Source organism: Xanthomonas sp. WHRI 8393, assembly GCF_040203315.1.
GTDB lineage: Bacteria > Pseudomonadota > Gammaproteobacteria > Xanthomonadales > Xanthomonadaceae > Xanthomonas > Xanthomonas arboricola.
Genome location: NZ_JBEGGL010000002.1, coordinates 1,016,119 through 1,028,030, shown reverse-complemented (window position 1 = coordinate 1,028,030; position 11,912 = coordinate 1,016,119). Strand labels below are relative to the sequence as shown.

Genomic DNA, 11,912 nt, shown 5'->3' with positions numbered 1-11,912 from the left:
CGCACGAGATGACTTCGATGAACTGGTTCCGCAATCTCGCCGTTGCCCGCAAGCTCGCCGTTGCCTTTTCCATTACCGTCCTGATCACGCTCAGCCTTGGCGTATTCGCGCTGACACGCATGCAATCCAGTGCGCATCTGCTGCGCGAGATCGGCTATACCTGGGCACCGGCGGTGCAACAGCTCAGCGAAATGCGCGCGCTGCTTGGCGAATTCCGCACCTACGAGCTCGCGCAACTTGCGCACGCAGACGATCCGAAGGCGGTGCAGAACTACTTCGAGCGCATGGACAAGGCCCGCAGCGAGGTCGAGATCGCGCAGACTGCGTATGCCAGGACCACGCAGCCGGGCAAGGAGGCCGAGCTGTACGAGGCGGTCAAGCAGAAGCTCGCCGACTACTACAAGGCCAACGCGGCGCTTGGCGCAGCCGTGCGTGCCGGCGACCTGGTCACCGCCAACACCGTGTCCGACGAGCAGTCGCGCCCCGCACGTCGCGATCTGTTCGCCAAGCTGGTGGAGCTGACCAAGTTCAATACCGCGCAGATGAATGCCGAAATCGCCATGGCCGAAGCGGCGTATCAAACCTCGGTGCGCATCATGCTCGCAGCGATGACGCTGGCGGTGCTGCTGGCCGCGTCCGCAGGCTGGTTCATCGCCCGCAGCATCGCCGGGCCGCTCGGTCGCGCCACGCGGGTGGCCGGCGCCATCGCCCAAGGCAAGCTGGATAACGCCATCCATGTCGACAGCCGCGACGAAGCGGGCCAGCTGCTGCGCAGCATGCAGGACATGCAGCGACAACTGCAGGCAGTGTTGGCGGCGCAATCGGAAATGGCGCAACGCCACGAGGCCGGCGAGATCAGCTACCGCATGGATCAAAGCGCATTTCCGGGCGATTACGGCACCATGGTGCACGACACCAACAGTCTGGTCGGCTCGCATATCGCGGTGAAGATGAAGCTGGCGCAGATCATGTCGCGCTATGCAGTCGGCGATCTGAGCCAGGACATGGACCGCCTGCCCGGCGAAAAAGCCGTGCTCAGTCAGACCATGGATACGGTCAAGCACAACCTGTCGGCGATGAACAGCGAGATCAGGCTGCTCGCACAGGCCGCTGCCAACGGCGACTTCAGCGTGCGCGGCGATGCGCAGCGTTTCCAGTACGATTTCCACGCGATGGTGGACAGCCTCAATCAGCTGATGGCCACCGCCGATGCCAACTTGCGCTCCCTGTCGACGCTGTTGCAGGCGATTGCCGCCGGCGACCTGACCGCACGCATGCACGGCCAGTTCAACGGCGTCTTCGCGCAGATGCGCGACGATGCCAACGCCACCACCGAGCAACTGGCCAGCATCGTCGGGCGCATCCAGCAGGCCGCCGGCTCGATCAATTCGGCCGCCAGCGACATCGCCGCCGGCAACCAGGACCTGTCGCAGCGCACCGAGCAGCAGGCGGCCAACCTGGAAGAAACCGCCGCCTCGATGGAAGAGCTCACCTCCACCGTGCGGCAGAACGCCGAGCATGCGCGCCAGGCCAACCAGCTGGCGATCGGCGCCGCCGCAGTGGCCTCGCAAGGCGGCAGCGTGGTCGCACAGGTGGTCACCACCATGTCCGGGATCGAGGTGTCTTCCAAGAAGATCGCCGACATCATCAGCGTCATCGACGGTATCGCCTTCCAGACCAATATCCTGGCCTTGAACGCGGCGGTGGAGGCGGCGCGTGCCGGCGAACAGGGGCGCGGGTTCGCCGTGGTCGCCTCGGAAGTACGCACGCTGGCGCAGCGCTCGGCCGGTGCGGCCAAGGAAATCAAACAGCTGATCGACGATTCGGTCGGCAAGGTGGCGCAGGGCTCGGCCTTGGTGGATCAGGCCGGCAAGACCATGGCCGACATCGTGTCTTCGGTGCAGCGCGTGACCGACATCATGGGCGAAATCTCCGCCGCCTCGCAGGAGCAGTCGGCCGGCATCGAACAGGTCAACCTGACCGTGACCCAGATGGACGAGGCCACCCAGCAGAACGCGGCACTGGTGGAGGAAGCCACCGCCGCTGCGCGTACGATGGAAGCACAGGCTGGCCAGCTGTCCGATGCGGTGGCGATCTTCAAGATCCAGCCGCATGCTGCGCTGTCGCCGGCAAGCCGCCAATCCGCCCCGCGGCATCTGGCCGTGGTTTAAGCCAAACGAGGCTGCCCTCGTCCCCTCCCCGGGGCTGCACGCCACTGTCGTGCGCGGGAACAAGCAACCGCGCTGTCGGGTCTGGCACCTCTATATCGACACCCGCAACGCCCCGATCCTGTCGGGGCGTCTTGCCATCCGACAGCGACTCACAGACGCACCACAGCATCCCTGCGATCGCCTGGCAATGCTGCCGTTGGTCGAAAGATGATCAAGCACAAGCTTCGACGGCCGATACCAGGAGCAATGAGGGCTGCCTGGCCCGCGCCACGTCCAAGGAAGTCCGCATGCCTACCGTCAACTCACCCCGCTCTGCCCGCCACATGCTGGGCTCGGTGTTCGCCGTCGCGCTGCTGGCTGCCAGCGTCTGGTTACCGCCCTCCTTCGCAGCGCCGGCCGCGCCGGTTTCGGTCCTGCTGGACAACATCCCGATGAGCGCGTTGCAGTCGCTCGCCATCGACCTGGTGCAGTTGCGCGACGACCAGCGGGCGCAGCTTGCCGCCGCGCACGATCCCGCCCGCATCGAGGCCTACGACGAGCGCCTGGGTCAGCTGCGTCAACGCATTGCACGACATGCGGGCTACTTCCAGGCCAGCGCGCCGCAGGGCGAGCAGGCGCGCCAGTTTGCGCTGGTGCAGCAGCAGTTGGGCCACTACCTGGCGCAGCATCGGCAGGCCAACCGCGCCCTGCACGAGGGCGACCTGCAATACGCGCAGGCCCTGTCGCTGGGCCATGCCGGCGACACGCGCCATGTGCTGTGGACCGAACTGCAGGCCCTGCAGCAATCGGTCGCCAGCGTGCGCACCACGCAACGCAACTGAGCATTGTCCGCACTGCGACCCCAGCGGTCGCAGCGGCGTTGCAGCATTCCCGGTTAGCCAGGCAGGCGCCGCGCCAAACCACGCGGCCTGCCGTGCAGGTAAGCGTGCGCCCTGCCCCGACTGATCCCAATGCCGCATGCCCTGCCCGCGCGGGTGCGCGCCGCCGCCGCGCAGCGCCGGCAACCGGCTCAGGCGCGCTGGGCATGCGGCCACAGCCGCAAACACGCTGAAAAACCGCCATCAGACCGGCTATCGCGCGGCACTCAACCTTTTGGGGATCAGGTCGCTATTCGACTTATCCCGGTCACATTCCTTTGCTGGATACCTACCATGACCTTCAAGACCACGATTGCAAACACGCTGGCCAACGTTCCGCTGAAGCGCAAGTTTCTGGCGCAGACCGCACTGGTGGCGCTGGGCATCATCGCGCTGGCAGTGATCGCCGCCCGCATGCAATACGTGGATCTCACCGATACGCGCCGCGACGGGCTCAAGAGTCAGATCGAGATGGCGATTGCGGTGGTCAATGGCTACGCCGAGCGCGCCGAGAAGGGCGAGATGGACGTGGACAGTGCCAAGAAAGCCGCGCTGCATACCTTGTCCACCATGCGCGCACGTGGCGGCGTGGATTACATCTACGTCACCGACCAGACGCCGGTGATGCTGATGCACCCCATCCGCCCGGATCTCAACGGCAAGCCGCTCAACGATGTGCTGAGCCCGGACGGCAAGCGGATTTTCCCGGCCTTCGTCGCTGCGGCGCAGGCCGGCGGCGGCTACGTCGATTACGCCTGGGCCAAGCCGGGTGAAAAAGAGCCGGTGCAGAAGACCTCGTACGCCGCGCTGTACAAGCCGTGGGGCTGGGTGATCGGCACCGGCGTGTATCTGGACGACACCCAGTCGCAGGCGCTGGCCTTCACCGGCGTCGTCACCCTGGCCGGCGGCGTGCTGGTGCTGCTCAACCTGCTGGTGGGCTGGCTGATCGGCAATTCGATCCTGGAGCCGGTCTCGCGTGCGCTCGCCGCCATCAAGGGCGTGGCGCGTGGCGACCTGAGCGTGCGCACCGCACAGCACGGCAGCGATGAAATCGGCCAGATGCTCAAGGCCACCGACGACATGGTGCACACGCTGGAGCGCTTCTCCGCGCAGACCAAGGTGATGGTGCACATGCACGCCGGCGAAGACGTCGGCCACCGCATGCCCACCGATTTCCCCGGTGTCTACGGCGAACTGGCCGGCGGCATCAATACGATGATCTTCGAACACCTGGACGCCATCATCGATGCGATCGGCATCCTCAACGAGTACGCGCAAGGCGACCTGTCGCGCGACGCCGCGCGCCTGCCCGGCACGCGTGCGGTGCTGCACGAAGCGATGGATGCGGCCAAGGCCAGCCTGCTGGCGATCAACACCGAGATCAAGCGCCTGGCCCAGGCCGCAGCCAATGGCGACTTCAGCCAGCGCGGCGATGCCACGCGCTTCAAGCACGACTCGGCGCGCATGATCAACGACCTCAACGCGATGATGGAAGTCAGCGACCGCAACCTGGGCAAGCTGTCCGAGCTGCTGGCCGCGCTGGCCGAAGGCGACCTCACCGCGCGCATGGATGGTCAGTTCCACGGCGTGTTCGCACGCATGCGCGATGACGCCAACACCACGGCCACGCAGCTGGCCGGCATCGTCGGGCGCATCCAGCAGGCCGCCGGTGCCATCACCGGGTCGGCCAGCGAGATCGCCGCCGGCAACAACGACCTGTCGCAGCGTACCGAGCAGCAGGCCGCCAACCTGGAAGAAACCGCCGCCTCGATGGAGGAGCTCACCGCCACCGTCAAGCAGAACGCCGAGCACGCGCGCCAGGCCAACCAGCTGGCGATCGGTGCCGCCTCGGTGGCCTCGCAGGGCGGCCAGGTGGTGAGCCAGGTGGTGGACACCATGTCCGGCATCCAGACCTCGTCCAGGAAGATCGCCGAGATCATCTCGGTCATCGACGGCATCGCCTTCCAGACCAACATCCTGGCCTTGAACGCAGCGGTGGAAGCGGCGCGTGCCGGCGAACAGGGCCGCGGCTTTGCGGTGGTCGCCAGCGAAGTGCGCACGCTGGCACAGCGTTCGGCCGGCGCGGCCAAGGAGATCAAGCACCTGATCGACGATTCGGTCGGCAAGGTGGCGCAGGGGTCGGCGCTGGTGGATCAGGCCGGCAAGACCATGGCCGACATCGTGTCCTCGGTGCAGCGCGTGACCGACATCATGAGCGAGATCTCCGCCGCCTCACAGGAACAATCGGCCGGCATCGAGCAGGTCAACCTCACCGTCACCCAGATGGACGAGAGCACCCAGCAGAACGCCGCGCTGGTGGAAGAAGCCACCGCCGCCGCCAACGCCATGCAGCAGCAGGCGCAGCAGCTTGACGAGGCGGTGTCCAGCTTCCGCGTGAGCGCTGCCTCGTCGGCGCAGCGCGGCAGCGGCCGCGCTGCCGCGCGCGCGGAGGCCTTGCGCGTCGCCAGCTGATGACTGCCAGATCGTTCCCGCACTCCCTCCCTCACTTCGAAGCCACGCCCATGCCCTCGTCCCCCACGCAACCCCGCTCCGGCGGCAGTCTTGCGTATCGCCTGATGCTCGGCACCGCCGTCGCTGCGTTGCTGTGCTTCGGCCTCACTGCGGCGATCAGCTACTGGCAAAGCAGCCGCGCACTGATCGCCTCGGCACAGACCACGATGCAGAACGCGGCACGCTATCAGGCCGAGCAGATCGGCAGCGAGCTGGGGCAGGCGTTCACCACCGGCCAGTCGGTCGCCAGCGCCTTGCTGGCGCAGCGTGCGCACGGCGGGGTGAGCCGCGAGGCGGCGTCGGCGATTGTGCACGACCAGTTGCAGAACCATCCCGAATGGGTGGGCATGGGCACGTTGTGGGAGCCGCAGGCCTTCGACGGCAAAGACAGCGACTATGTCGATGCCGAGGGTCACGACAACACCGGCCGTTTCATGACCTACTGGGCCTACAACGGGCAATCGCTGATCCGCGAACCCCTGGTCGGTTACGAAAAACCCGGCGACGGCGACTGGAACCTTAAACCGCGCGAGCTGGGCCGGCAGATCGTGGCCGGCCCCTACGATTACCAGATCGGCGGCAAGCCGGTGCTGATGACCACCTTGTCCACGCCCATCCTGGATCAGGGCAAGTATGTGGGCGTGGTATCGGTGGATTTCGCCCTGGCCGCGTTGCAGAAGCGCCTGAGCGCCTTGCGTCCGATGGACGATGGCTATGTCGAGCTGATCTCGCCCGCCGGGGTGATTCTGGCCTCGCGCGACGCCGCGCGGATCGGCAAGCCGGCCGACGGCGCGGACTATCGCGCGATGCTGGCGGCCACCAGGGCCGGCAAGGACTATCTGGACTTCACACCGGATGCCGCCGGCATGGTCAGCGCCTATGTGCCGTTGCAGATCGGCCAGGCGCAGGAGCGTTTTGCGCTGGGCGTGGTGGTGCCGTATGCGGCGATCATGCAGCAGGCACATCGCCTGTTGTGGACCATTCTGGCGGTCGGCCTGGGCTCGGCGCTGGTGCTCAGCCTGGCGCTGTTCGTACTGTTGCGGCGTCAGGTGGTGGGTCCGCTGGACGCCGCGGCCAAGGTGGCCGGTGCGATTGCCTCCGGCAAGCTGGACAACCAGATTGCCGCGCAGCGCCAGGACGAAGTGGGCCGCCTGATGGGCGCCATGCAGCGCATGCAGACCGACCTGCGCCAGCGCATTGAACGCGACGCACAGATCGCCAACGAAAACCTGCGCATCCGCACCGCGCTGGAACATTCGGAAATGGAAGTGCTGCTGGCCGACGAGCAACACACTGCCGTGTTCATCACCGAGGCGCTGCACACCTCGTTCAAATGCGGCGAAGCGGCATTTCATGCCAAGGGCCAGCAGGGCTTCAGCGCCGATGCGGTGGTCGGCAAACCGCTGGACTACGTGTTCGGCACCGATGCCGAGGGCAAGGCGCGGTTGCAGCGCCTGCAGCAACTGCAGTCCACCACGCTGGAGCGCTACACCTTCGGCCCGGTGACGCTGGATCTGACCATGACCCCGCTCTACGCCGCCGACGGCCATCGCAGCGGCAGCATGCTGCTGTGGCGCAATGTCAGTGCCGAAGTCAGCACGCAGGCAGAGGTCGCCGCGCTGGTGCAGTCGGCGCTGATGGGCGACTTCGGCCAGCGTCTTGCGCTGGACGACAAGCGCGGCTTCTATCTGGAGTTCGGCCGTCAGCTCAACGGCTTGCTGGAAACCACCTCGCAAGGCCTCGAGCGTATTTCCCGCCTGCTCAGCGCGCTGGCCGAGGGCAACCTCACCGTGCGCATGGACGGGCAGTTCCAGGGCGTGTTCGCACGCATGCGCGACGATGCCAATGCCACCGTGGCGCAACTCACCGGCATCGTCTCGGGCATCCAGACCTCGGCCACGCAGATCAACGCGGCCGCCAGCGAGATCGCCGCAGGCAACAGCGACCTGTCGCAACGCACCGAACAACAGGCCGCCAACCTGGAAGAAACCGCCGCCTCGATGGAGGAGCTGACCTCCACCGTCAAGCAGAACGCCGAGCACGCACGCCAGGCCAACCAGCTGGCGATCGGCGCGGCCGATGTCGCCTCGCATGGCGGCGCGGTGGTGGCGCAGGTGGTCACCACCATGTCCGGCATCGAGGTCTCGTCGAAGAAGATCGCCGAGATCATCTCGGTCATCGACGGCATCGCGTTCCAGACCAATATCCTGGCCTTGAACGCGGCAGTGGAAGCGGCGCGCGCCGGCGAACAGGGCCGCGGTTTCGCCGTGGTCGCCAGCGAAGTGCGGACACTGGCGCAGCGCTCGGCCGGCGCGGCCAAGGAGATCAAGCACCTGATCGACGATTCGGTCGGCAAGGTGGCGCAAGGCTCGTCGCTGGTGCAGCAGGCCGGCACCACCATGGCCGAGATCGTCGCTAGCGTGCAGCGCGTCACCGACATCATGGGCGAGATCTCCGCCGCCTCGCAGGAGCAATCCAGCGGCATCGAGCAGGTCAACCTGACCGTGACCCAGATGGACGAGGCCACCCAGCAAAACGCGGCATTGGTGGAAGAAGCCACTGCCGCTGCACGCGCGATGGAAGAACAGGCCGGCCAGCTGACCGAGGCGGTGGCGGTGTTCAAGCTCAGCCATGCCGGCAGGCCGGCGGCGATTGCCCCTGCCGCCAGACCGGTGGTCAGCGCGGTTGCGCCATCCACACGGGCGCCGACCGACAAGAAACGTGCGGCGGTAACGCCGCGTCCCCCCACCCGCAAGTCGCCCGGCAGTGTCGCCGGCAACGACAGCCAGTGGCAGGATTTCTGAGTGCGGTGTCGGCAGCTGCGCACGCGCGCAGTTGCCGACACAGGATGAAGCACATCCACATCGTCCTATCGCGGACCTGACACTCGACCGCGTTCCCCTGCCCGGCTCCGGCCATCGGCCACGCTTAAAGATTCAGCCGCCGTTGCCGTTAGCGAGGAAGACATCGACTGCCTGCGCCCCCACCGTAGCAGCCGGTCCAGCAGCGCATGTGCCCGGTCGCCAGACCCGCGCATGCGCCCGGAGATTCGCGCGTTCCAGGGGTTGCCATGAAGCCATGCCTTGTTGCCAGCTGTATTGTGCTGTTTTGCGTCGTCGGCCATGCCCGCGCCGAAGATCCGATCGCCACCGACCGTCCTGATTTCGTCGAGTCCAGCCTCACCGTCGGCGACCGCCGGTTGCAGGTGGAAACCAGCGTCGCCTGGGAGCGCGATGCCTCGGTCGACGGATATTCCACGCCCACGCTGTTTCGCTACGGCCTCGGCCAGAGCTGGGAACTGCGGCTGGAAACCGACGGTTGGCAGCGCATCGACGCACCCGGCGAGGCCAAGGTGAGCGGCATGTCCGATGTGGCGCTCGGGGTCAAGCACCATCTTGCCGGGTCCGACGACGGCAAGGCCTCGCTGGCCTGGCTGCTGCATGTGGACCTGCCCAGCGGCGCCCGCGCCCTGCGTGGGCACGGTGCACGGCCATCGTTGCGGCTGGTGGCCGAATGGGAGCTCAGCGACAGCCTCTCGGCCGGGGTGATGCCCGGCGTGGTGTGGGACGACGATGGGCAAGGCAACCGCTACACCGCCGGCATCTTCGGTGCGGTGCTGGGCAAGGCCTGGAACGAGCGCGTGCGCTCCTTCGTGGAAGTGGCATTGCCGCAGGTCGCCAACAGCGAGGACGGCGGCACCGTGGCACTGCTCGACGTCGGCTCGGCCTGGCTGCTGAGCAACGACGTGCAACTGGATGCGGTGTACAGCCGCGGCCTCAACGATCGCTCACCGGATCACGCGCTCGGCGTGGGTCTGTCTTTCCGCTTCTGAAACAGGCCGCACAATGAAAATCATGCATATGCTGGGGATCCTGGTGCTGGTGGCAGCGTTGGCGCTGCTCGCGCTGGGCGGCGTCGGCTACAACGGCCAGCGCGGCCTGCTCGACGCGATCGCCGCACAGGTCATCTCCTCCGATGCGCTGCGCAACCACATGCAGGCCGACATGATGCACGACGCCCTGCGCGGCGACGTCACAGCCGCCCTGCTGGCCGCCTCGCGCCAGGACGCCGCCGCGATCGCAGAAGCACGCAGCGCACTGGGCGAACACGCCACGGAATTTCGTCAGGCGCTGCAGGCCAACCGCAAACTGCCGCTGGACCCGGCACTGCGCAGCGATCTGGACGCGGCGGCACCGGCATTGCAGGCCTATATCGGCGCGGCCGACCAGGTCATGACCCTGGCCGAGACGCAGGCCGACAGCGGCGCGGCCTACGCCGACTTCACCGCCAAGTTCGCCGAGCTGGAAACCCGCATGGGCGCGATCAGCGAGCGCATCCTGGCCTTGAACAAGGCCAATCGGCTCAAGGCCGAACAGGACAGCCACCGGGTGATGTGGCAGCAAGGCGGCGCGGTGGTGCTCGCTTTCGTCTGCCTGGCACTGGCCGCCGGCTGGATCCTGCGCTCGGTGTTCGGCCTGCTCGGCGGCGAGCCGCAGCTGGCCATGAGCGCTGCGCAGCACATCGCCGAAGGTCGCCTGGACCAGCCCATTCCGGTGGCCGCACATCACACGCGCAGCCTGATGGCCGCACTGGCGCGCATGCAGCGCGACCTGCGCGAACGCCTGGAGCGCGAGCGCAGCGTCGCTGCGGAAAACCTGCGCATCCGCACCGCGCTCGACAACGCCTCCACCGGCATGTACATCGCCGACCCGGACCTGACCATCATCTACGCCAACACCGCGCTGCGGACCTTGCTGCAGATCTATGCCGACGACATCCATGCCTGCGCGCCGGCGTTCGACCGCTCCAGCAACCTGATCGGCCAATCGGTGTCCATGCTGGAAGTGGGCAATGCGCAGGATGCGGAGATCTATCAACGTCTGGATCGCCAGGATTCGGCGCAACGCCAGGTGCAGTACCGCGCGGCATGCATCACCCAGGATGTCTCGGCGATCCGCGACTCGGCCGGTGCGCATCTGGGCTTTGTCTGCGAATGGCGCGACCGCACCGCCGAGGCACGCGTGGAAATCGACGTGGCCGATGTGGTGCGCAGCGCCGCGGCCGGCGACCTGTCCAGGCGTATCGACAGCGCCGGCAAGCAAGGCTTCTTCCTGCAGCTGGCGCAACAGCTCAACGCACTGCTCGATGCCAACGCGGTCAGCATCGCCGAGGTCTCGCGCCTGCTCAGCGCACTGGCCGATGGCGACCTGAGCGCGCGCATGCAGGGTGATTTCCACGGCGTGTTTGCCCGCATGCGCGACGACGCCAACACCACCGCCGAGCAGCTGGCACTGGTGATCGGACGCATCCAGCAAGCCGCCGGCAGCATCCACACCGCTTCCAGCGAGATCGCCGCCGGCAACAACGACCTGTCGCAGCGCACCGAACAACAGGCCGCCAATCTGGAAGAAACCGCCGCCTCGATGGAGGAGCTGACCTCCACCGTCAAGCAGAATGCCGAAAGCGCGCGCCAGGCCAACCAGCTGGTGATCGGCGCGGCCGGCGTCGCCTCCCAAGGCGGTGCGGTGGTGGCCAAGGTGGTCACCACCATGTCCGGCATCGAGGTCTCGTCGAAGAAGATCGCCGAGATCATCAGCGTCATCGACGGCATCGCCTTCCAGACCAATATCCTGGCCCTGAATGCAGCAGTGGAGGCGGCGCGTGCCGGCGAACAGGGGCGCGGCTTTGCGGTGGTCGCCTCGGAAGTACGCACGCTGGCGCAGCGCTCGGCCGGCGCGGCCAAGGAGATCAAGCACCTGATCGACGACTCGGTGAGCAAGGTCGCCGAAGGCTCGGTGCTGGTGCAGCAGGCCGGCACCACCATGGCCGACATCGTGGCCAGCGTGCAGCGTGTCACCGACATCATGGGCGAGATCGCCGCCGCCTCGCAGGAGCAGTCGGCCGGCATCGAGCAGGTCAACCTCACCATCACCCAGATGGACGAGGCCACCCAGCAGAACGCTGCGCTGGTGGAAGAAGCCACCGCCGCCGCGCGCACCATGGAAGACCAGGCCGGCCAGCTGGCCCAGGCGGTGTCGCGCTTCACCCTTGCCGATGCGCCGGCACCGATGGCGGCAGCGCCGGCGGCCACGGCGGCAGTGGCTGCGCCCAAGCGCAGCCCCGGCGCAGCGGCTGCACGCAAACCGGCAACCACGCCGGTGCTTGCCAGCGGCAACGACGGGCAGTGGCAGGACTTCTGAGCCACGCGTGCAGGCGGCCCAAGCCTGGGCCGCACCCGCGTAGCTGCCGCGCCACCGGCGTGCCCGCCCTGCCCGCCGCGGCTGCGTTGCCGGCGGCCTGATTGCGGCATCCGCGGGCTGGCCACGGCACCGTTCATCCTTCAAAGATAAAGAATCATGCCGGGCAGCCGCTA

General features: G+C 67.1%; 5 protein-coding genes and 1 pseudogene. All 6 read left to right on the top strand.

What is annotated here, in order from left to right; all coding sequences use genetic code 11:
- Window positions 1-17: 17 nt before the first annotated feature.
- Window positions 18-2,162, top strand: a pseudogene (locus ABQ137_RS10440) (methyl-accepting chemotaxis protein); the annotation flags it as partial.
- Window positions 2,163-2,458: 296 nt separating this feature from the next.
- Window positions 2,459-2,992, top strand: a complete 534-nt coding sequence (locus ABQ137_RS10435) for a hypothetical protein (protein ID WP_046342506.1) — start codon at window positions 2,459-2,461, stop codon at window positions 2,990-2,992.
- Between the two features lie 330 nt (window positions 2,993-3,322).
- A complete protein-coding gene (locus ABQ137_RS10430; protein ID WP_349782313.1) occupies window positions 3,323-5,500 on the top strand; it encodes a methyl-accepting chemotaxis protein in 2,178 nt (725 codons plus the stop codon).
- 50 nt (window positions 5,501-5,550) lie between these two features.
- Window positions 5,551-8,343 (top strand): methyl-accepting chemotaxis protein, encoded by a 2,793-nt coding sequence (locus ABQ137_RS10425; RefSeq protein ID WP_349782311.1) that lies wholly within the window; start codon window positions 5,551-5,553, stop codon window positions 8,341-8,343.
- Window positions 8,344-8,609: 266 nt separating this feature from the next.
- A complete protein-coding gene (locus tag ABQ137_RS10420) occupies window positions 8,610-9,371 on the top strand; it encodes a transporter (RefSeq protein ID WP_349782309.1) in 762 nt (253 codons plus the stop codon).
- Window positions 9,372-9,384: 13 nt separating this feature from the next.
- Window positions 9,385-11,739, top strand: a complete 2,355-nt coding sequence (locus ABQ137_RS10415) for a methyl-accepting chemotaxis protein (protein ID WP_349782307.1) — start codon at window positions 9,385-9,387, stop codon at window positions 11,737-11,739.
- The last annotated feature ends 173 nt before the right edge of the window (window positions 11,740-11,912 follow it).

Coding starts and splice junctions, on each gene's coding strand:
- ABQ137_RS10435 (WP_046342506.1), top strand. CDS start 2,459: ATGCCTACCGTCAACTCACCCCGCTCTGCCCGCCACATGCTGGGCTCG.
- ABQ137_RS10430 (WP_349782313.1), top strand. CDS start 3,323: ATGACCTTCAAGACCACGATTGCAAACACGCTGGCCAACGTTCCGCTG.
- ABQ137_RS10425 (WP_349782311.1), top strand. CDS start 5,551: ATGCCCTCGTCCCCCACGCAACCCCGCTCCGGCGGCAGTCTTGCGTAT.
- ABQ137_RS10420 (WP_349782309.1), top strand. CDS start 8,610: ATGAAGCCATGCCTTGTTGCCAGCTGTATTGTGCTGTTTTGCGTCGTC.
- ABQ137_RS10415 (WP_349782307.1), top strand. CDS start 9,385: ATGAAAATCATGCATATGCTGGGGATCCTGGTGCTGGTGGCAGCGTTG.